The organism is Cytobacillus stercorigallinarum, assembly GCF_014836495.1.
GTDB classification, from domain to species: domain Bacteria; phylum Bacillota; class Bacilli; order Bacillales; family Cytobacillaceae; genus Cytobacillus; species Cytobacillus stercorigallinarum.
This window is the reverse complement of sequence record NZ_JACSQT010000005.1, coordinates 141,034-163,807: the sequence shown is the minus strand read 5'-3', so window position 1 is coordinate 163,807 and position 22,774 is coordinate 141,034. Positions and strand designations below refer to the sequence as shown.

26 protein-coding genes and 2 pseudogenes are annotated in these 22,774 nt (G+C 36.3%); 23 read left to right on the top strand and 5 right to left on the bottom strand.

What is annotated here, in order from left to right; translation table 11 throughout:
- Nucleotides 1-94 precede the first annotated feature (94 nt).
- The 8 genes from H9655_RS12245 to H9655_RS12210 all read left to right on the top strand — a co-directional run bounded on the left by H9655_RS12245 (nucleotide 95) and on the right by H9655_RS12210 (nucleotide 7,698).
- Nucleotides 95-475, top strand: coding sequence for an XdhC family protein (locus H9655_RS12245; protein WP_191814330.1), 381 nt, complete (start codon nucleotides 95-97; stop codon nucleotides 473-475).
- Nucleotides 450-1,247, top strand: a complete 798-nt coding sequence (locus tag H9655_RS22840) for an XdhC family protein (RefSeq protein WP_191814329.1) — start codon at nucleotides 450-452, stop codon at nucleotides 1,245-1,247. The genes H9655_RS12245 and H9655_RS22840 overlap by 26 nt, the downstream gene beginning before the upstream one ends.
- Nucleotides 1,219-1,848, top strand: coding sequence for a nucleotidyltransferase family protein (locus H9655_RS12235; protein ID WP_191814327.1), 630 nt, complete (start codon nucleotides 1,219-1,221; stop codon nucleotides 1,846-1,848). Before H9655_RS22840 ends, H9655_RS12235 begins: the two co-directional genes overlap by 29 nt.
- Nucleotides 1,849-2,046: 198 nt before the next feature.
- Entirely contained in the window at nucleotides 2,047-2,496 is a 450-nt protein-coding gene (locus H9655_RS12230; protein ID WP_191814325.1) for an SRPBCC family protein, read from the top strand.
- 18 nt (nucleotides 2,497-2,514) lie between these two features.
- Nucleotides 2,515-3,408: an FAD binding domain-containing protein gene (locus H9655_RS12225; protein ID WP_191814323.1), complete on the top strand. Its 894-nt coding sequence runs from the start codon at nucleotides 2,515-2,517 to the stop codon at nucleotides 3,406-3,408.
- Nucleotide 3,409: 1 nt separating this feature from the next.
- Nucleotides 3,410-3,874, top strand: a complete 465-nt coding sequence (locus H9655_RS12220) for a (2Fe-2S)-binding protein (RefSeq protein WP_318245483.1) — start codon at nucleotides 3,410-3,412, stop codon at nucleotides 3,872-3,874.
- A 16-nt stretch (nucleotides 3,875-3,890) separates the two neighbouring features.
- Nucleotides 3,891-6,263, top strand: coding sequence for a xanthine dehydrogenase family protein molybdopterin-binding subunit (locus H9655_RS12215; RefSeq protein WP_191814319.1), 2,373 nt, complete (start codon nucleotides 3,891-3,893; stop codon nucleotides 6,261-6,263).
- 160 nt (nucleotides 6,264-6,423) lie between these two features.
- On the top strand, nucleotides 6,424-7,698 hold the full coding sequence (locus tag H9655_RS12210; protein ID WP_191814316.1) for an MFS transporter: 1,275 nt from the start codon (nucleotides 6,424-6,426) through the stop codon (nucleotides 7,696-7,698).
- A 78-nt stretch (nucleotides 7,699-7,776) separates the two neighbouring features.
- Here the strand turns inward: H9655_RS12210 and H9655_RS12205 are convergent, their stop codons facing one another.
- Nucleotides 7,777-8,208: a terpene synthase gene (locus tag H9655_RS12205; protein ID WP_191814314.1), complete on the bottom strand. Its 432-nt coding sequence runs from the start codon at nucleotides 8,206-8,208 to the stop codon at nucleotides 7,777-7,779.
- A 125-nt stretch (nucleotides 8,209-8,333) separates the two neighbouring features.
- Here H9655_RS12205 and H9655_RS12200 point away from each other — a divergent pair, with 125 nt between their 5' ends.
- Nucleotides 8,334-8,522 (top strand): hypothetical protein, encoded by a 189-nt coding sequence (locus H9655_RS12200; RefSeq protein WP_191814312.1) that lies wholly within the window; start codon nucleotides 8,334-8,336, stop codon nucleotides 8,520-8,522.
- 51 nt (nucleotides 8,523-8,573) lie between these two features.
- Nucleotides 8,574-8,753: a hypothetical protein gene (locus H9655_RS12195; protein ID WP_191814310.1), complete on the top strand. Its 180-nt coding sequence runs from the start codon at nucleotides 8,574-8,576 to the stop codon at nucleotides 8,751-8,753.
- Between the two features lie 87 nt (nucleotides 8,754-8,840).
- On the opposite strand, the gene H9655_RS12190 is transcribed toward H9655_RS12195, so the two are convergent.
- Nucleotides 8,841-9,281, bottom strand: coding sequence for an OsmC family protein (locus H9655_RS12190; RefSeq protein WP_191814308.1), 441 nt, complete (start codon nucleotides 9,279-9,281; stop codon nucleotides 8,841-8,843).
- A 116-nt stretch (nucleotides 9,282-9,397) separates the two neighbouring features.
- Here H9655_RS12190 and H9655_RS12185 point away from each other — a divergent pair, with 116 nt between their 5' ends.
- Together H9655_RS12185 and H9655_RS22740 are read left to right on the top strand one after the other, a co-directional pair.
- The gene (locus tag H9655_RS12185; protein ID WP_191814306.1) at nucleotides 9,398-10,153 is read left to right on the top strand and encodes an exodeoxyribonuclease III; all 756 of its coding nucleotides are present in this window, start codon (nucleotides 9,398-9,400) and stop codon (nucleotides 10,151-10,153) included.
- 339 nt (nucleotides 10,154-10,492) lie between these two features.
- A complete protein-coding gene (locus H9655_RS22740; RefSeq protein WP_263600752.1) occupies nucleotides 10,493-10,624 on the top strand; it encodes a hypothetical protein in 132 nt (43 codons plus the stop codon).
- A 77-nt stretch (nucleotides 10,625-10,701) separates the two neighbouring features.
- On the opposite strand, the pseudogene H9655_RS22910 reads toward H9655_RS22740, so the two are convergent.
- Nucleotides 10,702-10,794: pseudogene (locus H9655_RS22910) on the bottom strand (type II toxin-antitoxin system prevent-host-death family antitoxin); the annotation flags it as partial.
- 436 nt (nucleotides 10,795-11,230) lie between these two features.
- On the opposite strand from H9655_RS22910, the gene H9655_RS12175 reads away from it, so the two are divergent.
- The 5 genes from H9655_RS12175 to trhO all read left to right on the top strand — a co-directional run bounded on the left by H9655_RS12175 (nucleotide 11,231) and on the right by trhO (nucleotide 14,774).
- Entirely contained in the window at nucleotides 11,231-11,959 is a 729-nt protein-coding gene (locus tag H9655_RS12175; protein WP_191814302.1) for a DUF421 domain-containing protein, read from the top strand.
- A gap of 63 nt (nucleotides 11,960-12,022) precedes the next feature.
- Nucleotides 12,023-12,328, top strand: coding sequence for a DUF4363 family protein (locus tag H9655_RS12170; RefSeq protein ID WP_225230606.1), 306 nt, complete (start codon nucleotides 12,023-12,025; stop codon nucleotides 12,326-12,328).
- A 57-nt stretch (nucleotides 12,329-12,385) separates the two neighbouring features.
- Nucleotides 12,386-13,441 (top strand): undecaprenyldiphospho-muramoylpentapeptide beta-N-acetylglucosaminyltransferase, encoded by a 1,056-nt coding sequence (locus tag H9655_RS12165; protein ID WP_318245482.1) that lies wholly within the window; start codon nucleotides 12,386-12,388, stop codon nucleotides 13,439-13,441.
- Nucleotides 13,442-13,534: 93 nt separating this feature from the next.
- Nucleotides 13,535-13,798 (top strand): DUF1450 domain-containing protein, encoded by a 264-nt coding sequence (locus tag H9655_RS12160; RefSeq protein ID WP_191814296.1) that lies wholly within the window; start codon nucleotides 13,535-13,537, stop codon nucleotides 13,796-13,798.
- A 13-nt stretch (nucleotides 13,799-13,811) separates the two neighbouring features.
- Nucleotides 13,812-14,774, top strand: a complete 963-nt coding sequence (gene trhO / locus H9655_RS12155) for an oxygen-dependent tRNA uridine(34) hydroxylase TrhO (RefSeq protein ID WP_191814294.1) — start codon at nucleotides 13,812-13,814, stop codon at nucleotides 14,772-14,774.
- Nucleotides 14,775-14,827: 53 nt separating this feature from the next.
- Here the strand turns inward: trhO and H9655_RS22905 are convergent.
- A pseudogene (locus tag H9655_RS22905) lies at nucleotides 14,828-16,078 on the bottom strand (NUDIX hydrolase N-terminal domain-containing protein).
- Nucleotides 16,079-16,243: 165 nt separating this feature from the next.
- Between H9655_RS22905 and H9655_RS12140 the strand changes: the two are divergent.
- Nucleotides 16,244-16,855, top strand: a complete 612-nt coding sequence (locus tag H9655_RS12140) for a superoxide dismutase (protein WP_191814288.1) — start codon at nucleotides 16,244-16,246, stop codon at nucleotides 16,853-16,855.
- A 292-nt stretch (nucleotides 16,856-17,147) separates the two neighbouring features.
- Here the strand turns inward: H9655_RS12140 and H9655_RS12135 are convergent, their stop codons facing one another.
- Complete coding sequence (locus H9655_RS12135) at nucleotides 17,148-17,777, bottom strand: helix-turn-helix transcriptional regulator (RefSeq protein ID WP_191814286.1); 630 nt, start codon at nucleotides 17,775-17,777, stop codon at nucleotides 17,148-17,150.
- Nucleotides 17,778-17,970: 193 nt separating this feature from the next.
- On the opposite strand from H9655_RS12135, the gene H9655_RS12130 reads away from it, so the two are divergent.
- The 5 genes from H9655_RS12130 to sipW all read left to right on the top strand — a co-directional run bounded on the left by H9655_RS12130 (nucleotide 17,971) and on the right by sipW (nucleotide 22,607).
- Nucleotides 17,971-18,924, top strand: a complete 954-nt coding sequence (locus H9655_RS12130; RefSeq protein WP_191814284.1) for an MBL fold metallo-hydrolase — start codon at nucleotides 17,971-17,973, stop codon at nucleotides 18,922-18,924.
- A 434-nt stretch (nucleotides 18,925-19,358) separates the two neighbouring features.
- A complete protein-coding gene (locus H9655_RS12125; protein ID WP_191814282.1) occupies nucleotides 19,359-19,949 on the top strand; it encodes a CalY family protein in 591 nt (196 codons plus the stop codon).
- A 39-nt stretch (nucleotides 19,950-19,988) separates the two neighbouring features.
- On the top strand, nucleotides 19,989-21,566 hold the full coding sequence (locus H9655_RS12120) for a M4 family metallopeptidase (protein WP_191814536.1): 1,578 nt from the start codon (nucleotides 19,989-19,991) through the stop codon (nucleotides 21,564-21,566).
- Nucleotides 21,567-21,629: 63 nt separating this feature from the next.
- Nucleotides 21,630-22,058 (top strand): hypothetical protein, encoded by a 429-nt coding sequence (locus H9655_RS12115; RefSeq protein WP_191814280.1) that lies wholly within the window; start codon nucleotides 21,630-21,632, stop codon nucleotides 22,056-22,058.
- Nucleotides 22,059-22,607 (top strand): signal peptidase I SipW, encoded by a 549-nt coding sequence (sipW, locus tag H9655_RS12110; protein ID WP_191814278.1) that lies wholly within the window; start codon nucleotides 22,059-22,061, stop codon nucleotides 22,605-22,607. It abuts the gene before it with no gap.
- The last annotated feature ends 167 nt before the right edge of the window (nucleotides 22,608-22,774 follow it).

Genomic DNA, 22,774 nt, shown 5'->3' with positions numbered 1-22,774 from the left:
TATATTATTCTATATCGGAAACTTCGTTTTATAGGTAAAACATTCCATTTCCTACTTATACTATTAAATATATACCCATTGGAGAGTGATGTCGATGATGAATGAACAGCTACAAGTAATTAGCGCAATACAAGAATGCAAAGCTGAGAAGCTTCCTTGTGCTCTGGCAACGGTGATTAAAGTAAAAGGATCGGCTTATCGAAAAGAAGGCGCAAAAATGCTGATCGATGCGGATGGAGGTACTGTCGGATTAATATCGGGAGGTTGTTTAGAGGCAGATGTAGCGGAAGTAGCAAAGGAAGTAATAAAAACAAAAACTCCAATTATTAAAACGTATCATTTAGATGAAGAAGAAGTATGGGGTTTAGGTCTTGGCTGTCCAGGAACGGTTTTTATCTATATTGAACCATTAATGTATACACCACAAAATATTGAAGAGGTGGATGAATGTGCAAAAGCAATTGCTGCCTTTTGATGCTTGGCTAGAAGCTATTGATCAACAACAGCCTGCTGTATTAATGACAATTACAGAAGCTAGTTCGTCACAAAAAAATAAACGGGTTTGCTATCTAGAAAATCAACCCTCTATTGGATCATTTCATGACCAAGTGTTGGAAGCGGCGGCGAAATCCATTGCTCAAGAAAAGTTAGGACAATCCAACCCGAAACCAGAAAGTTTGTTGTTACAAGATGAGAATAAATTAGATGTAGGCGTATTTTTTGATGTGTTTGTTCCATCGCCTACTTTGATGGTGTTTGGTGCAGGACATGATGCGATACCTGTTGTTAAATATGCAGCAGAATGCGGGATGAAGACGATTGTCGTTGATCAAAGAAGTCTATATAACAATGAAGAAAGGTTTCCTCATGCCGAGAGAATAATAGCTAGACCAGAGAATTTCACAGAATGTATTCGTCTCACAAATCGTACATATATTGTCGTTATGAATCATCATATTGAAAAAGATAAGCAGACATTAAAATTTGCCCTATCTTCACAGGCTCCTTATATTGGCGTCTTAGGACCGAAATCACGACGTATCAAAATCCTCGATCAGCTATATTTGGAAGGATGTCATTTCACGAATCAAGACTTACAAAGAATACATAGTCCAATTGGTCTTGATATTGGAGCCGTATCCTCTGAGGAGATTGCCATTAGTATTGTTGCTGAAGTAATTGCCGTTAGAACAAGACATAAAGGGGGTTTTCTACAAGGTGCGGAATTTATCCACCAATCACCATAAGCGTCCGATTAAAGCCATTATTCTTGCAGCTGGATTATCCACGCGAATGGGGCGGACAAAACAGTTGCTACCATTTAAAGGGACAACAATGCTTCAATATGTAATTGAACAAGTATTAAAGTTACATTGTAAAGAAGTGATTGCAGTTATTGGGCATGATGCGGTTACCATTATGGAAGAAATCAAGATAAGCGATCCTTCCTTTTCTTGGCTCATAAATGAGGATTATGCCAATGGTCAATCCTCTTCACTGTACAAGGGACTTTCCAAAGTGGTTTTTCCAGAGGAAGATGCACTCGTTTTTTTAGGAGATACCCCCTTTATAGAAAAGAAAACAAGTGAAATGATTATTGAGAGAGGTCAACACATAGCGAGAGAAAAAAATCATCCATTTACTATAAGACCATTATATAATCAAACGGCTGGCCATCCTGTCTATTTTGCAAATATCAGTAATACGATGATTCAATCTATTCAACAACAAAGTGGAAAGAACTTTATTCGCACCATCCCATATAAAGAAGAAATAGCAGTGAATGACCGCGGTATTTTATTAGATATTGATACAAGGCAAAGATATGAAAAGCTAGTTGATTTTTAAATAATAATATGGTTTTACTAATAAAACCAAAAAGAGATTATTTATATAAATATAGATTTTATATGCATTTATGTTTTATATAAGAAACTGTATTTAATTAATAAAACAAAAACGTCTGTATTCCATTGACAAAATTTTTTGAAAAAATTAATATTGTTACTATTAGCACAATTTTAAAAGTGTAAAGGGGAGAAAATGATGATCTTATCAGGTCAAGCGAAAATGAAAAAAAATAATAAAGATGTTTGGGATGCTCTTCATAATCCTCAAATATTAGAAAAAGCCATCCCAGGATGCAAAAGTCTAATTTTAAAAGAGGATGGAACCTATGATGTTGAGATGAAATTGGGCATTGCTTCAGTTAAAGGAGATTACAAGGGAAATGTAAAACTTGAAGACATCGAAGCACCTATACACTATCAATTAATTGCAGAAGGCAGTGGAAAGCCAGGATTTGTTAAGGCAAAAATGGATTGCTATATTACGGCAGTTGACGAAGAAAAGTGTGAAGTGAAATGGGAATGTGATGCAGAAGTCGGCGGCATGATTGCAGGTGTAGGAAGCAGGGTAATGAGCGGTGTTGCGAAATTTATTGCTGGGAACTTCTTTAAAGATGTTGAGAAACAAATCAATTTACAAAAAGCGTAACGAAAGGGTGGCAGATGAATGAAACCATCAAAGTTTAAATATTTAAAACCGTCAAGTGTTGAGGAGGCATTAACTTATCTAGAAGAATACGGAGATGATTGTAAAATCATTTCTGGCGGTCAAAGTTTAATACCTGTATTGAATATGAGATTATCCACCCCTGAGTTTTTAATCGATGTGAGCGGAATAAAAGAATTAAATTATATTCGTGAAGAAGATGGATATATTGCCATTGGTGCACTGACAAGGCATGTGGAAGTGGAAAATTCACAATTAATTAAAGAAAAATGTCCGCTGCTTATTGACGCAATCAAGTGGGTGGGTCATAAACAAATTCGCAATCGTGGGACAATTGGTGGTAGTATTGCTCATGGTGATCCTTCGGCAGAATTACCGTGTGTATTGACGACATTAAGAGGAGAGATTGTGATTGCCTCAGTTGATGAAGAAGAAGTTGTCGGTCCTGAAGACTTCTTTCTCACTTATCTCCTGACCGCATTACAAACAAATCAATTAGTGAAAGAAGTCCGCTTTCCAATTATGACTCAAGGAGAGAGAGTGGGGCATTCTTTTGTAGAAGTAGCGAGGAGACATGGCGATTTTGGCTTAGCAATCGCTGCAGCAGTAATTGGACTTGATAATCAAGGACTCATTCAAAAGGCACAACTAGCCGTTGGTGGAGTCAATCCTGTTCCACTTGTAGTAGAAGAAGCAGAGGAATTATTAATAGGAAAGAAAGTATCGGAAGCTTTATTAAAAGAAGTCGCTGAATTAACGAGTGATTGTGTGGACCCAGAAGGCGATTTGCATGGAAGTGCGGATTATCGTAGGGAACTTATTGGTACGCTATTAAAACGTGCAATAGAAGAAGCAACAGCTAGAGCATGGGAAGGAGAAGAGAAGGTTGGATAAAGTGAAAATATCTTTAATTGTAAATGGTGAAAAAGTGGAAAGAGATATAGAGCCTAGGCTCTTATTAACTGACTTCTTAAGAGAAGAATTATTTTTAACAGGCACACATGTTGGATGTGAGCATGGGGTATGCGGGGCTTGCACTATACTATTGAACGGGGAAGCGGTGCGAGGCTGTTTAATGCTAGCTGTTCAAGCGGATGGGGCTACGATTGAAACGGTTGAATCACTTGTGGGTGAGGATGGTCAATTAAATCCTCTTCAACAAGCATTTACGGATTGTCATTCCCTTCAATGTGGATTTTGCACACCAGGCTTCTTAATGACATTAACGCAATTTACGAAAGAAAATCCAAATCCGTCTGAAGAAGAAATTAGGGAAGCGATTTCAGGAAATCTTTGCCGATGTACAGGCTATGCCAATATTGTTAAAGCAGTAAAGCAAGTCACACACCAAACGCTATAAAAAAGGAGGGAGAAATATGCATAAATATATCGGAAAAAGCATGCAAAGAAAGGAAGATTATCGCCTTTTAACGGGAACAGGCATGTTTGTGGGCGATATTAGTTTAACAAATATGTCAGAAGCAGTATTTGTGAGAAGCCCCCATGCACATGCGAAGATTGTGGATATAAATATAGAGGCTGCAAAAGCAATTGAGGGTGTTTATGGGATATTTACTGCAAAAGATATTGAAGATATTAAACCATTGACGCAATTTGAATCACATTGTTTTCTTCCACCTAATTTAGTTGAGGCGATATCACCAACGATTAACTTCAACTATGAGGATATTTTGGCTAAGAAAAAAGTGACATACGTTGGCCAGTCTGTCGCAATTGTTGTGGCGAAAAATCGTTACATCGCCGAAGATGCAGCTGATCTAGTCGAGGTAACTTATGAGCCGCTACAACCGCTTGTTGACCCATATGAAGCGCGAAAAGAGGATGCACCGCTCATACAAGAACATTTAGAAAACAATATTCAGTCTCATTTTCACGTAACAACAGGTAATGTTGAGCAAGCATTTTCCGAAGCAGACTATATTATTAATGAAAAAATTCGAACTCCCCGACTGGGATCAAATCCGTTAGAAACACGAGGAGTAGTGGCGAAATTTGATACAAGAAATCAAGAGCTGAGAGTATGGTCGTCATCGCAAATGCCTTATGAAATCAGATCTACTTTAGCCCATTGTTTGTCATTACCCGATTTAAGTATACGTGTCACAGCACCTGATGTAGGAGGCGGCTTCGGACCAAAAGGTGGTGTTTACCCAGAAGAGATTCTCATTCCTTACTTAGCTAAAAAAATTCGGAGGCCGATAAAATGGATAGAGGACCGAATGGAGCATTTAACAAGTGCAAGGCAATCTAGGGACCAAATCCATGAAGTAAAAGTTTCGTTTAAACAGGATGGAACAATTACGGCCATTGAAGATTTTTTTGTGATTGATAGTGGTGCTGTTAATTTCTTCGCTTTAACTTGTGCTTATAATAGTGCCTATCATTTAAGAGGGGCTTATAAAATCCCTAACTATGATAGTAAATGTGAAGTCATTTTAACGAATAAAACACCTAATGTGCCATTTAGGGGAGCTGGTAGACCTGAAGTAGTCTTCGTAATGGATCGAATTATCGATATCGTCGCAAGAAAATTAAAAGTAGATCCAATCGAAATTATGAAGAAAAATATGATTCAAGCTGAAGACATGCCTTATGATCAAGGAATTTTAGTGAAAGATGGCCACCAGCTTATTTATGATAGTGGCGATTATCCTGATGCATTACGCAAAGCAGTTGATTTAGTTGATTATGAAGCTTTTAGAAAAGAACAAGAAGAGAAGAAGAAAGAGGGCAAGCTTGTTGGTATTGGTATCTCTTCTTATGTAGAAGGTACAGGTGCAGGACCTTATGAAGGGGCACATATCTCTATTGATCCTTCTGGCCATGTGACAGCTTATTTAGGCTGTACGCCTCAAGGACAAGGGCATGAAACAGTATTCTCACAAATTGCAGCAGACGGATTGGGAGTAAACCCGCAAAATATTACTGTTCGCGTTGGCGAAACAACTGTGTTGCCAATGGGCCAAGGAACGTACGCTAGCCGAAGTGCCGTAAATGCTGGTTCAGCTATTTATGAGGCAGCATTAAAAATGAGAGAGAAAGTGTTAAAAATTGCCGCCCATTTACTAAAAACGGATGAAGAATTAGTCATTGATGAAGGGAAAATATATGCAGAGACTTCTCCAGAAAAGTTTGTCACCTATAAAGATGTTGGGCGAGCTGCGCTACCTGCTAAATTAGGAAATTTACCGGAAGGCATGGAAGCTAGCTTAGAAGTAACACATTATTTTGCACCTCCAACAGTCACATTTGCTGCATCGATTCATATGGCACAAGTGGAGGTGGATAAAGAAACAGGTTTTGTAAACTTACAGAATTATAGTGTTGTACATGATTGTGGTACGGTTATTAATCCGATGATTGTTGATGGTCAAGTGCAAGGCGGTATTGCGCAAGGGATTGGTTCTGCTCTTTATGAAGAAATTGTCTATGACCAAACAGGGCAATTGCTTACCGGTACTTATATGGATTATTTACTACCAACATCGATGGAAGTACCAACAGTGGAAAAAGCACATCAGGAATTCAAGTCGACAAGAAATCGCCTAGGGATAAAAGGTGTAGGTGAGGGAGGAGCGATCGCGCCACCCGCTGCAATAGCAAATGCGATCGTAGATGCCCTTCATCCATTAGAAATTAAAACAAATGATTTACCCATCAGTCCAAATAAACTAAGAACATGGATTAAGGAAGCAGAGGCATCTTTTCAAGCATTACAAACAAATTAAAGGGAAAAACAGGTATCTTCCAAAGGATTTTGTGGGAAATCCCTTTGTTTGCAAGATACCTGTTCTGTCTTAAAGATTACTAGGATCGTTATCAATAAGAGTGTACTTATTATATCACTCTTCTACTAACATGCCAATTTTCACTAGGGGTGATTCAACTATGCAAGATGCAAAAGTAATTCACGAAGAAAACATGACTAAGGCAACCAATACTAGGTGGATTTATATTTCATTACCATTGATGTTATTATTCACAGTTTCAATGATTGATAAATCTAATATTAATATATTATTTGCAGAAAGACAGTTTTTACAAGATTTAGCCATTAGTGATAATGTAATCAAGGGAACATTAAGCTCTGTCTTTTTAATTACATACGCATTAGGGCAATTTTTCTGGGGGTTTGTAGTTGATCGTATCGGCGCGTTTAAGAGTGGGATGATTGGTATAGCCATTTGGGGTATAGCGATGGTTATCGGTGGAGCAGCTACATCGGTTACGGCATTATTATGGTCAAGAGCATTACTAGGAGTTGGTGAAGGTGTTTTATACCCCATTGCACTAACCTTAACAGCTAAATGGTTTCCACAACACGAACAAGGTAAAGCACAGTCTTTTTGGTTTACAGGTAATGCGATTGGCCCGGTTATTGGGATTCCAGCCATTGCATTAATTGCTGCATCATTTGGATGGAGAGAAAGTTATTTTGCACTAGCGATTATTTCTTTTATTTGTTTGGCCGTATTTATTTTTATGATTAGAAACAAGCCATCTGAACATTATGCCACAAATGCTGCAGAAGTGAACTATATAGAAAATGGACAAGGTGTGAAAAAGACTGTTAGCATCGATACAGGTAGTCTGAAGTCCGTTTTAACCAGTCCTTTGTTTTGGATATTAACAACGGTATATGCTTGCGTCTCAATCGGGTTTTTCGGATTTTCTACTTTTTTGCCAAGCTATTTAACAGAAGCAAAGGGGATTGATTTTGTTAATTCAGCTATGATTAATGCAGCGGGTTATGCGCTCGCTATCATCGTACAATTAGTATGTGGCTATCTATCTGATAGATGGATGAAACGGGCTGTCTTTGTCGCTGTAGCTAGTCTCATCATCATTGGCTGCTTCCTAGGGTTCTTATACACTACGAATACTACAGTCGTGATCCTACTTACAATTATTCTATTAGGTGTATTATACATGCCAGCACCGATAACCATGACGATGCTCCATGAAGTTGCATCACCCCAAGTAATGGGGAGAATCAGTGGTATATTCGGATGTGTATCTTATTTAGTAGCAGCTGCTGGCCCAATGGTTGTTGGCTTTTTCAGTACAACAACAGGCTCATTTACAGGCGGTTTTATGGCGTTAATTAGCTTTATCGTACTTTCGCTTTTATTATGTGGGTATTTAATGAAGAAAGGTTATTGATATAGGCCCATTTTAAAAAAATATATAAAATAGAGTCGTTCTGAACGAAGAGAACGGCTTTATTTTTTTTACGAAACCTTAATCTTGTGATAAATAAATCCAATTTTTTTCATCAAATTCTTCTATTTTATAATTTGAACCTATATGTTGTAAGATTTTATTAAAGGATTTTATATTGTCTTCATTATCATACAAATCTTCTTGAACATATTCCTTAATAATAAAATTTGTTAAGTTCGTATTATTAACGAAGTCCGAAAAATATGATCGTAGTGCTTTTGAATCCTCTTCGTTTAACTTTTCATCATTAATGATAGAAATCCTGAAAACATTTAGTATCTCATCAATCTCTTCATCTTCCATATAACATAGTGGGTCTAGTTGTTTATCCTCATTAGTAAATGGATTTCTAGTATCTTCAATGATTACATAAGATAAGAAATGTTCCTTCTTCCAAACATGAAAAATTTCTAAATCACGTAATTTTAAGACTCTACGAAGTGATAACATAAACTTTCTCCTATCCCTATTTAGTTAAGAATATCTTTTAGGCTGTATTAAAGTAAAGTACTTTCTGTTTATTGTTCCATTGTTGGGGTAGTTGTCACCTTAACAGGCACTCGGGTAACTTCCTAATGTCGCAACAATCACGCCAAAAATGCACCTATGATATCACGAATGGTAAAGTGACAGTTAAACCGGCAGCGAATAGAAATAAAACCAAAGGCGCTAGCAGATCATCCTTTTCAGAAAGAAGTGAGTTGAGCGTACAAGAGGTAAAGGCTATCCCTTTTCATCATGTCAACATATGGGGGGTGAAATAATAGATTTATTTGCCAAAGCAGAGATTCAACCAAATAATCCGCGTTGAGTGAATGGCGGAAGAGTTAATTAAGTCAATGGTTGCTCATAATTTTGGTGTAAGCATATTGCTAGAATTATTATTAGAAACCATTCCTAAAAATTGTGTGGTAATGCCATTAAAGGAAGAAAGCTATCGCATATTAGAATTGGCGATAAAGTTTAATTGTCACCAGCTATCAAAAGATGTGTAGAAATCACGGAGAAGTGGGTAGCGTCGTTTGATTAAACCTTCACGCCTCTATTGAAACTTGTAAGAGACGTGGATTGGATTGCTGTTTTTATTTGATGGTTACTTCTAGTTCAATATCTACATTGCCTTGGATGGCGCGTGAAATCATGCAGGATGCTTCTGCTTTTTTAGCCAACTTCAACGCAAGGTCCTTGTCACGGTCATTATCATGGTTTGTAAGTACAATGGTTGGTTTATGGATGATTTTCTTATAAGTTAAGACGCCATTTGTTTCGTTAACAATTGCTGTTGATTTCATCGATAAATCATTTTTCTCCAATTTACTTCTTTCCATCATGGCAGCTAATGTAATGATATAACAAGTGGCAGCAGCACCTAGAAGCATTTCATCCGGATTTGTCCCTACTCCTGGTCCGTTCATTTCAGGCGGAATAGATACTTTTGTACGCAGTTGTCCACTTTCAATTATTCCGACACTATTTCGTAATCCTGGAAAGTGTGCTTTTAAATGAAATTGATGATCAGCCATTCAAATTCCTCCTTCAACTATACGTAAAAACTATAGCAAATCACAAGACTTTAATCAAAGTCAAACTTCCTATAGAATAAGAAGGATCAGATAGAGAAAAAGGGGAGTTTAGCAACATGAAATTTGTGTCATGGAATGTCAATGGTTTGCGCGCTTGTGTGAAGAAGGGGTTTCTCGACTTTTTCGCAGAAGTAGATGCAGATGTGTTTTGTATACAAGAATCAAAGCTTCAAGCGGGTCAAATAGAATTAGATTTAAAAGGCTACCATCAATATTGGAATTATGCCGTTAAGAAAGGCTATTCCGGTACCGCTATTTTTACTAAAGTAGAACCACGATCAGTAAAATATGGTGTGGGAGAAAACGAAGAACAAGAAGAAGGAAGAATTATTACGTTGGAATTTGAAACGTTTTACCTTGTAAATGTATATACACCGAATTCCAAAAGAGACCTTTCCCGATTAGACTATCGTTTACAATGGGAAGATGATTTAAAAACATATTTGCTTTCGTTAGAGGCTGAAAAACCCGTGATTTACACCGGCGATCTTAATGTTGCACACCAAACCATTGATTTGAAGAATGCAAAATCCAATATAGGAAATTCAGGATTTACTGATGAGGAACGCGGAAAGATGACAAGTCTCCTTGAATCAGGGTTTGTCGATTCTTTCAGATACCTTTATCCAGAAAAGACGGATGTCTATACATGGTGGTCGTACATGGCCAAAGTGAGAGAGCGGAATATTGGTTGGCGAATTGATTATTTTATCGTGTCGGAAAAATTAAAAGCACAAATCAAAGATGCCGGTGCACACTGTCAAACAATGGGTAGTGATCATTGTCCGATTTTCTTAGAATTAGATATATAGGGAGAAAATAAAATGAAGTTTTAGACTTCATTTCAGCTTGTAGACAAAGTCTAAGAACTAGACCATGTCTACAAGTTTATTGTATAATTCAATGGAATCAAAATTATGTGGGAGATATAAAATATATTCAAAACACGTTGAGACTGGAAGAAATCAAATTGAAATGGTAGTGTTGGACCAACTTGTATCTGGTTAGGAAGGTTAAACAAGCGATTGAGAGTCTCAATTGTATGCTGAAAAAGCATATGATTATTTAGAACTGGTAGAACAATGTTTCTGACATTTCAATTGTTATTATATATAGTAGATGAAATATTTCGATTAAGTGAGGGAAATGTAATGCAAGGTATGACGGATCACCAATTTGATGTAGTATTATCTTTAATTGTGGAACAATTAAAAGATTGTAAAACAGTTGAAGAGTACCAAAAAGTAACTGCAAGAATTGAAAAAATGAAAAAGAACAAATAAAAAGAGTTCAGCCACCACTGAACTCCCCAACTTTGGAGATACGGCCTTAACCCGTATCTTCCTTTTTTATTTTTTACTAATTTCTTGTATTCTTCATGACTCAATAACACTAAAAATTCTCTTCCATGTTTGGTTACAAAAACGGGTTCCGTTGGATTCTCTATAACCATATCACTAATAGCTTTAGTGTTTCTAAGATCAGTTAGAGGTATAATTTTAGTCACTGTAACAACATGTATTATACAACTTGTACATAACAATGAGAATGATGATTAAATAATTATTACAAAATATAACACTCACTAATAAAAGCGAGTGTTTTTCTGTGTATTTTCCCAGAACCTTCGTGATGTTAACAACATAACCAAGTAAACAGGAATTGTTCTTACTAACTGTCGGACCCCCTTCTAAAATAGTTGTGAAAATGTTGCGAGAATCTTTCTCGTTTATTTTTCTCTTGTATCTTTTTTATTCGGAACCATTTTGGTTTTTAAAAAAGTGCCATATGCAAAAAATCTACATATTTCCCCCAACTTTATCTTTGTTTTCTGGATACTTTTTCTAATTACGCTCATACTAAAGGCAATGATAGTAGGAGTGAATTCGATGAATGAGACATCGGTCGTTATAGTAAGGTCGATTATTGCTTTTGGTACATTGCTTATATTTACGCGATTTTTAGGTAAACAAACAGTGAGTCAAATCACATTTTTTGATTATATTTTAGGAATATCGATTGGTTCTATGGCTGCGAATCTTTCTGCAGACATCGCGACAGATGCTTGGCCTTATTGGGTAGGCCTGTTCACATGGACGGTTCTCGTATTATGTCTGCAAAAAGTAACGATGAAGTGGCGCCAAGCATCGATCTATTTCGATGGGGAGCCTGTAATCGTTATTATGGATGGGGAAATTATGGATGAAGTCATGAAGAAACTGCGTTACCGTATCTCTGATCTCCAAGAACAACTAAGAGAAAAAGGGATATTTGATTTAAAAGAGGTAGATTATGCAATTGTAGAAAAAGATGGGCAAATATCCGTGTTAAAAAAAGCGGATTATTTACCAGTTACCCCAAGGGATTTACAGTTAAAGTCTACATATAAAGGAATAGGGACGGAATTAATTTATGATGGTGTGCTTGTTCGCAATAATTTGCATCAATTGCAAAAATCCGAGGAATGGCTGATGAAAGAATTAAAAAATCGTGGATATACAAAAATTAGTGATATCTTTCTAGCGATTATTGATAGCAACGGGATGCTCTTTATTGACGCTTATCACGATAAAATGAAAAATCCCGTAGATATTACAGATTTTAAAGGATTGAAGTAAATGAAAGAGTTTATTCTTTATAAATTGATCCCCTTTCTTATACTGGCTATTTTTATATTCACAATGAAGTCTGGAGATTTTCTTAAACAACCACTCGTTGATGGCGATGATGTAATAGGGATGCTTTCTTTAGTTGAACAATCAATTCAAGAAGGTGATTGGAAAAGTGCAAAAAAACAAATCAATCAAGCCAAAGAAGGGTTTTTAACTGTTCAAAAGCGAGTGCAGTTTTCTGTTGAGAAAAATGAACTCAATCAAATAGGTACAAGTTTAAACAGAGCAATTGGTTTTATTGATGTTCATGATCAGGGGGGAGCTAAGGCTGAAATAGAAGAAATCAAATTTGCATGGGAGGGGCTAGGGAAATAAAAGTAGATTATAATAGTAATGAGGTCTTTAATTAGAGAAAGAGGAGAATGGTTGATGTTGACTAAGAAAAAAGTGGTTTTAACAGGAGGGGGATCAGCGGGGCATGTCACCCCTAATCTCGCCCTTATTACTGAATTACATAAAGAAGTAGATTTTTTTTATATAGGTTCGAAAACAGGCATTGAGAAGGAGTTAATCGCAAAGACTGATGTTCCATATTTTCCTATTTCTAGTGGGAAATTAAGAAGATATATAGACTTAGAGAATGTAAAAGATATTTTTCGCGTCATGAAAGGTGTGATTGATGCAAGGAGGATCTTAAAAAAGATAAAACCCGATTTGCTTTTTTCAAAAGGTGGATTTGTATCAGTTCCAGTGATAATTGCTGCTAAAATGCTAAAAATACCAGCAATTATCCATGAGAGTGATTTAACACCTGGGTTAGCGAATAAAATTGCCCAACGATTTGCTGAAAAGGTGTTCACATCGTTTGAAGAGGCGAAAGCTTATTTTCCGAAAGAAAAAGTACTTGCCATTGGTTCACCAATAAGGCCAGAGATATTTACCGGCGATAAAAACACGGCCTTAAAGTTCCTTGAGTTTTCCGGTGTAAAGCCTATTATTACTGTTATGGGTGGTAGTTTGGGTGCTAAAAAGATAAACGAACAAATTCGCAAGGAATTACGGAATCTATTAGATAACTATCAAGTTGTGCATATTTGTGGAAAAGGTCAAGTGGATGAAAGCTTAATAGGGAAAGCAGGGTATAGACAATTTGAATATATTCATGAGGAATTACCGCATATCCTTGCAGCTACTCATTGTGTAATCACGAGGGGTGGATCTAATGCGTTATTTGAATTTTTAGCACTAAACATGCCAATGCTGATCATCCCCTTATCTAAAAAACAAAGTAGAGGTGATCAATTGTTAAATGCTGAATCATTCGCCCAAAAAGGGTTCGCAAAAGTAATCGAGGAAGAAGCAATCGGTTCCCTTTTACACACGTTAAGGCAAATGGAATTGGATAGACCAAAAATGATTGCTAGTATGAAGAACTCTCCTTTGACGAACGGTTTAGAAGTTATAGTGAATGAGATTAGGGCAAGGTAATTGATATAAATCTATTTGAAAATGCCTGTTAAATCATGGTATAGTATTCTACGGACAAATATGAAAATAGACATCTAAAAAAGGATGTTGTATATGGGATTATTTAATAAAATTTTTTCAAAAAAAGAACAAGTTACGATAGAATTTTGCGAAAAGAACCTCGATCGGTTTTATACTGATGAAGACTTTGCGTTATTTGGCCCTTTTCTTTCTAGTAAAGAAGTATCTTATAAACAATATGAATGCCAATCACATTGTAAGCAATGTAAGAAAAGTCCATATGCAATAGTGAATGGCGAGTTTATTCAATGTGAAACGCCCAGTGAACTATTGTCGCAAATGAAAGAACAGAAATAAGCAGGTGGAAGAAATGACAGAAAAAAATAATCAATACCGCGTTTTACTCTATTATAAATATGTAACAATCGAACATCCTGAAGCCTTTAGTAAACATCATCTAAAAGCATGTCGTGAGCTCGGATTAAAAGGAAGAATCCTTGTTGCTAAAGAAGGTATAAACGGTACAGTGTCAGGAACAGTGGAACAAACAAATGCGTATATAGATATGATGAAAAACGACAAACGCTTCAGTGATATGGTATTTAAAATCGATGAAACGAATGGCCATGCATTCAAAAAAATGCATGTCAGACCTCGTAAAGAAATAGTAACATTAAAACTAGAGGATGATCTTAATCCTAATGAGATAACAGGCAAATATTTAGAGCCAAAAGCATTCTTTGATGCCATGCAAGCAGAAGATACTGTTGTCATTGATGCAAGAAATGATTACGAATATGATATCGGCCACTTTAGAGGGGCGATTAGACCGGATGTTGAAGCTTTTCGTGATTTACCTGATTGGATACGTGAGCATAAAGACGAACTATCTGGTAAGAAAATCTTAACATATTGTACAGGTGGCATACGTTGTGAAAAATTCTCTGGTTGGTTAGTAAGAGAAGGTTTTGAAGATGTGAGTCAGCTACATGGTGGCATTGTCACATATGGTAAAGACCCAGAAGTTCAAGGAGAACTATGGGACGGCCAATGTTATGTATTTGATGAAAGGATCAGTGTGCCCATTAATCAGAAAGAGCATACCATTGTCGGGAAAGACCATTTCACTGGTGAACCTTGTGAACGTTATGTTAATTGTGCTAATCCTGATTGCGATAAACGTTTTATGACAACAGAAGAAAACGAGCATAAATATTTAAGGAGCTGTTCGGATGAGTGCCGCACACATCCTAATAATTTATACGTGCAAGAAAATGGTTTAACAGACGAAGAGTGGCAACAACGATTACAGAAGATAACAATTGATGCATAAGTAAAAGGCTAAAAGGCCCATAACCGAAAATGGTTATAGGCCTTTTTGCTTGATTAATCGATGATGGGGAATCCATGAGAATCTTTAAGAAAGTCGAAAGCCATTTTGATTTGTTCTCTCGTATTTCGATTAAGTGATAGAGGAGGTAAGTTGTCTTCAGCAAAAAAATCAATCGCTTCAGTTTCTATCCCACAGGCTGCCTGTCCCCCCGAAATCTCACATAAAATAAATATTTTATAATAATGGAAGAGTTGTTGCGGATGCGGGTGCTTATTCATATCCAACAAGGCGATGAGCCTCTTCGCAACACAAATAAAACCAGATTCTTCTTGAATTTCTTTTATAACATTCTCACTTGCGGATAAGCCAACATCACAAAAGCCCCCTGGTAAGGCCCATTTGTTATCAAACTTTTCTTTCACTAGTAATATTTTGTTATTTTGAAAAACAACGCCCCGTACGTCAACTTTCGGTGTTTGATAGCCTGATTCATTACTTAATACCGCAACAATATCGTCCGTTGATTGCTCTGAGTACTCACTTATGATTTCAGCACTCAGTTCTTTTAACTGTTCATACCTTTCAATATCATAGATATCTTTTGAAAAAGCTAAGCCTGATTGTGAGATTGCTTGGATTTTCCGCGCCCATATTAACCACTTATCAGCCATTATTTCATCCCCTTTGATAAATTGCAGCAATGTATTGCATTCATTCAATTCAATATTTGCTTGTGGTTGAAACGCCGTCGTTTGTGTTTCCTCTAACCACTTAGCAGTTACGCCTGCCGCCTTCCCAGCTAATATATCTGCCTCACTATCGTCGATAAAGGTCGCTTCTGATGGAATGACTTTAAGTCTATATAGTGCTTTTTCGATTCCTTCTGGATGTGGTTTCGGTTTCTCAACATCATCTCCTGTAATCATTACATCAAAATAATCGCCCATTTGTAGTTGCTTTAACGATATTTGTAGACTCCTTTGCGCTTTACCAGTGACAATCCCCAAGAGTAAGCCATTGTGTTTTAGCTGTTTTCACATTTGCTTTATTTCATTATTATCTTGTACAAGTTTTGCATGATTTGCATTATAATATTGGTAAAAAGAGGAAATAGCTTTTTCTTTATCAGCATGCTTTAGATGTTTTCGAATAATCCCTGTTTCTGATGGGCCAAACATAGATAGAACTTCATGGTTAGAAAGTGTACGCTGATCAAATTTTTGGAACACCTTGTTAAACGCAGCGTAACAAATAGGTAAGGTATTGGCTAACGTACCATCAAAATCAAATAGAACCGCTTTCATACAATCATCCTCTCTCGCTCCTTTTATACCAATTTTAACAAAATCAGGTAGGAAATAGTGTCTTTAATTTTCTCTCTACTTTTTATACTTATTAGTTGAAAAAGTAGATAAGGTATTCTAAAATATAGAGTGTAAAAAGATTTTACATATTAGGAGGAATTCAAAATGGCTAAACACGAATTACCAGCATTACCTTATGCAAATGATGCGCTTGAACCACATATCGATGCGCAAACAATGGAAATCCACCACAATCGTCATCATGCAACATATGTAAACAACTTAAATGCTGCATTAGAAGGACATGACGAATTAGCTAGCAAATCGATTGAAGAACTAATTGCTAATTTAGACGCTGTTCCTGAAGATATTCGTACAGCTGTACGTAATAACGGTGGCGGACATGCAAACCACAGCTTGTTCTGGACACTTCTTTCTCCAAATGGTGGCGGTGCACCAACTGGTGACGTAGCTGCTGCAATTGAAGAAGCTTTTGGTAGCTATGACGCATTCAAAGATCAATTCGCTAAAGCTGCAGCTGGACGCTTCGGTTCTGGTTGGGCATGGTTAGTATCTGAAAATGGTCAATTATCTATTACAAGCACACCAAACCAAGATAGCCCAGTAATGGAAGGTAAAACACCAATCCTTGGTCTTGACGTTTGGGAGCACGCTTACTACTTAAGATATCAAAACAAACGCCCAGATTATGTACAAGCATTCTTCAATGTTGTGAATTGGGATGAAGTTAACAAATTATTCGCAGCATCAAAATAAGGATATTGATGAGGGACCCAAAATTTAATTTTGGGTCTTTTTTATATACATAATGAGAGGTAGAAACATTTAAAGGTAAAAACAAAAAGCACACAACCTATGAGGCATCTAGGAAAAAGAGGGGACAAATAGAAAATACACACAAAGTTAAAAATGTACGCTGTTGTTCCTATTCGACATGTCACAAAAAGAAGATACATACAAAAAAGGAAGCCCTAAAAATCCACAAAACAATCAACCGACCAGTGTCAATAAAAAAGAAAAACTATTACTCTATCAAGTAATAGTTGAGTCAATTAAATTTAATTTTAAATTGGCAATGATCATGCCCTTCTGTTTTGCATCTTACACGGTGGACTTGATTTGTGTTTAATGCTTGCTTGAACAATTGGGTTTCACAATGACAAGCTGTATTATAGGATTGGGCTATGGAAAGAATGGGACAATTAAACTCTGTGAGCTCATATTCGTCTGTCCCTGTTTTTGACAAGTATGCCATATAGCCTTTTTCATTTTGAATGTTTAATAATGTTTGCATTTTCATATCAGTTGCTTGTTCTTGTAATCTATGTTCGTACTCTTCCACTAGTCGCTTTTCCCGTTTCATAAATAAGTTTTCAATCGCTTCACTGCCATACAATTCTTCCATGTCATTAAGAAATTCAAGTGATAGACCTTCATAATTTTTCGGAAAATAATGTTCGCCTTTACTTGTTAAATAGTAGAATTGAGTCGGGCGACCTAGCGCTTGTTTCGTTTCTGTGGATGCGATTAAACCGCTATTCTCTAATCCGGTTAAATGTTTTCTCACCGCCATATGGCTAATATTCAGGCGTTCCTTAAGGTCGTTGACAGACATGGAAGACTCTTTTTTTAATAAAAATAACACTTTATCTTTTGTTGTTTCTGCATGAAATTCCATTCTATCACCTCAAGTATGGACAATATTCGCGTGGCAATGGTCGGTTTGACAATAATACTTATTATACTATATTGTATAAAAAAACTTAAGAGATAATCATTGCCAGTGAAATTTTTAGAGAAATAAGACATTTTGATCGAGTGCTCACTCAATCATTTTTTTAGATAAATAGTTTAGTAGGGGGAATAAGGTCATGATTTATCCAATTACCATACCGACAAACAGTGATTTGCGGTCTTTTAATTTCTTTATTGTAGAAGGCATTAAAGGATTAACATTAATAGATGCTGGAATTAATCATGAAGCATGTTGGCAGCAATTTCTTCAAACACTACAGCGCCATCAATTTCTGTTAGAGGATATCAATGAAATCATCCTTACTCATTCACACGAAGATCATATAGGCTTGATTCCTAGAATCATTGAAAAGCATAATATTCCCGTCTATGTTCATGCTGAAGCGATTCCTCGCTTAAAGAGGGAAAAGTCATTTTTTGAACAAAGAACTTCCTTTTATGAAAGGTTATATCGTGAGATGGGTTGTGGGAAGGAGGGTGAAAAAAGAGTACAGCAGCTCATGAATATCGTCATAGAAAAACAAAACGAGGGATTGCATGCTGATTATAGAATGTTAGCAGAAAATGATTATATTATAAATAGGAAAGTAATTGAAACACCAGGACATGCGCCTGATCATATCGCTTTAATAGATGAAAGAAACCATGTAATGGTAGGTGGAGACCACCTTATCGCCCATATCTCAAGTAATGCTTTAATTGAACCTTATACGAATGGTGAAAGAAGAAAGACTGTCATTGAGTATGCGTACTCACTGCAAAAATGTTTAACCTATGATATTGATTATTGTTATAGTGGGCATGGGGAACGAATAACGACGCCACATTTACTTATACATAAAAGGTTGAAAGGGATAGAAAGAAAAGCTGAAAAATTCCTGTCCTATGTTTCAGAAGCAGAAAAAACAGCGAGTGAAATTGCCCAACATTTTTACCCTGACAAATATTATACGCAGTTCAGCCTTGTAATGTCAGAGGTAATTGGTCACTTAGATTATTTGGAAGAAAAGAACAAAGTAGAGAAGGGAATGGAAAATGGAGTTTGGCGATATAAAGCCGCTAAGCATTAAGTAGAACGTTCTTTATAGGGGAATGGATTTCTGACATGAGACATTTTGTGAAATCCATTGCCCTTTTTCTTATCCTTTAAAATGGTCCCTTTCTATATTCATAGGCAACTCGCTATGATTTTCAGAGAATCTGATGTTGTGAGGTTGATGAAGGCAAATGCCTAAATACAATGAGTAGACGAGCAAATGGAATAAAATAATACCAGTATTCAAATAAATTCGGAGGATAATCACTTTTTCCGCCTAAAATAATGGTAATAAATACCTCATTTTTACTAAAAATGTGAAAAATGAAGGAATATGACTATATTGAAATAGGGCATAGGAAACTTAATTCTTCCTATAGATTCCTTTATGTTTGACGTAAGCTTTTCTTAATAGTCTTAGCAAATGAAGAAAAGTAAATATAAACGGTTGAAAGGAGCAGATTTACTATGGGAGTGAAAAAAAAGCTTGCATCTGGGATGATGTCAGCTGCACTTGGACTTGCTCTAGTTGGAGGAGGGACATTTGCTTATTTTTCCGATGAAGTATCGACGAATCATGTATTTGCTGCGGGCACGTTAGACTTATCCATTAACCCTGAGGTTATGTTTCAAGTGGAAAACTTAAAACCGGGTGACACTGTCACGAGAGAGCTTGTATTAAGTAATAGTGGTTCATTGCCGATCGAATCCATTCATTTGCTAACAGATTACCAAGTATCGGATGAATTATCTGATAATACAGAAGATTTCGGTAAACATATTCGTGTGAATTTTTTATGGAATTGGGAGAAAGAGTCTGAACCTATTTTTGAGACAACTTTGTATGAATTGAAAAATATGGACCCTGATATCGTACAGAGAGATCTATGGGATCCATTATGGAAGCAGAATAGTGGCCTAGCTCCAGGCGAAACAAATGAAATATGGGTACAATTCGAATTTGTTGAAAACGGTGAAGATCAAAACCAATTCCAAGGGGATCAGTTAAATCTAGAATGGGTATTTAATGCTTCACAAACAGCTGGTGAGGAGAAGTAAAATTAAAATAAGCAATGGGGGAGGCTTTTGTGCATGTCGATAAAAACGAAAGTATTATCAACAGCATTCATTTTAGGAATGCTAGCAAGTCCTATTCAAGGACAAGTTTATGCAAATGAATCACAAACCAAACTGGATAGCCACTCATCTAATCTTACTGAACATATGCAGGCAAGTGAAACGGTTCAACCTAAACAAGTACTTGAAAGTTATCTTCTTTCTAAAAGTAAGCAATTTAATTTATCTAATAAACAAATAAGCGAAAGTTTTACAGTAAAAGATTATGAGTTTGACAAAAATGAAAACTTTCATCATTATCGTTTGCAACAATTATATAAAGGTATTCCTATATATGGAGCAGAACAAACTTTTAATATTAGAACAGATAGCGATAAAGTTAGTTTTTACGGTGAAGTCGTTTCAGACATAGATATTGAAATAAAAGCTTCATCCGAACAAATAAGTGAAAAAAAGGCTATTTCCATTGCAACAGCAGGAATAGAAGCGGTAATTGGCGAAGTAAAACAATATGATAGTGAAGTAACAGCAGAAAAAGTCATATACAAGTTTGATAATAACTATTATCCTGTTTATCTTGTAAAAGCTTCCACTACTTCTCCAGAAGTAGGATACTGGCATTACTTTGTTAATGTGGAGAATGGTCAAATTATTGATTCGTATAATGCAGCAAATGAAATAACGGCATTTGGATATGGCGTATTCGGAGATAAACAAATGTTTAAGGCATCGTACATTGATGGTTTGTTTAAAATGTATGACCAAACAAGAGGTGATGGGGTCATTACATACGATTATGATAATAATATTAATGAAGATATTGTTAGTAGAAGTAAGTTATTTACCGATGGTGCTGCAGTTGATGCTCATGCCAATTCTCAAAAGACATATGATTACTACAAACAAACATTTGATCGCAACTCTGTAGATGATCAAGGGCAAAGATTACTCTCTCGTGTTCACGTTGGTGATAATTGGAACAATGCTTCTTGGAATGGTGTATATATGTCTTATGGCGATGGTGATGGTATTAGGTTTCATCCATTAGCTGGTAGTCTCGATGTGGCTGCACATGAAATGTCTCACGGTGTCATTCAACATACAGCAGGGTTAATTTATCGTAATGAATCAGGTGCGTTGAATGAATCATTCGCTGATATTTTTGGTGCCATGGTCGATCGAGATGATTGGATTATCGGTGAGGATATTATGGCGAACGGGGCGATTGGATTACGCTCTATGGAAGATCCAGCTAGTTTAATTGAGAATAGAACACAACAACCTTATCCAGATCATTGGGATAGAAGATATACAGGCTCTCTTGATAATGGTGGTGTGCATATTAATAGTAGTATTAATAATAAAGCTGCTTACCTTGTCTCTGAAGGGGGAGAGCATTACGGAGTAGAAGTAACTGGTATTGGCCGTGAAAAAACGGAACAAATTTATTATCGTGCCTTATCGGTTTATTTAACCCCAAATTCAACTTTTGCCATGATGAGACAAGCTGCAATCCATGCTGCAGAAGATCTCTATGGTGAAGATTCACCAGCAGTTACAGCAGTTGAACAAGCTTATGACGCTGTAGGCGTTCAATAATTAAAACATGCTGGGGAAATGATGATCGTTTCCCCAGCTCTTGTAAGAAAAGGAGATTTAAATATGAAGTGCAATAGAAAAATCGTTTTATTACTATCTGTTCTATCTATCTATTCTCTTATTGTGACTTTCCATACAGTATTCATAGGACATACTAAAGCAAGTTATACATATTCAACCTCTGTTGAGGTAAATGTCGAGAGCAAAGTCTGGTTACCTAATGAAGAAGTTACCGATAGTGAAAAAAAACCAGAGACAGTAAATAAGCATGAAAAGGAAAATCAGCAAGAGAAAGAAAAGCAAGAGGATGAAAAGGTGCCAAAAGAAGATAAGCAACAACAAGTAGAGCAAAAAGAAGTTACTGAAGAAGAAAAAAATGTTGATGTTGAACAAAACCAAGAAGAACTGACAGAAGAAGAAGAAATAATCGATGAAAAGCCATCTTCAAAGGATGAAATTGAACAAACACTTGATGTAGAGGAAGTTGAATAAATGAGAAAGGTACTTAACTGGTTTAGTACGGCTATGACAGTTTTCTTAATGGTGCTAGTGATCGTGTTAGCGGTTATTGTTGTTGCTGCTAAAGCATCAGGTGGGGAACCAACAATTTTAGGGTACCAATTAAAGTCTGTTTTATCTGGTTCTATGGAACCGACGTTTCAAACAGGTGCAATTATTGCCGTAAAACCATTAGAGCAGGAAGAAAAACAATCCTTAAAAAAGCAAGATATTATCACTTTTCTAAGTGAAGAAGGCATTCCTGTTACTCATCGCATTCATAATGTTATTCACAGTGGCGTGCACACAATGTATGAAACAAAAGGAGATAATAATAATACAATTGATAAAGATCTCGTTCTTTCTGACAATGTAACAGCTAAATATACGGGCTTTACCATTCCTTACGCAGGTTATTTTACACAATTCGCACAGTCAAGAGAGGGAAGCGCGTTATTACTAATTGTTCCAGGTGTTTTCTTACTTATATATGCTGCATTTTTAATTATAACGGGTTTAAAGACCATACAAAATCAGCAATAAGGAAACCTCACGGGTACGACTACTTGGGAGGTTTCTTCTTTTTTATATTTATTAACTATAGTGAAAGACTTTAACTACAATGGAGGAATACAGCTTATTCATCGGGGTTGTAACAATTCAAATGCTCTAAGGAATATGTTTAGAATTTTGAGTTTGTCGTCAATCAG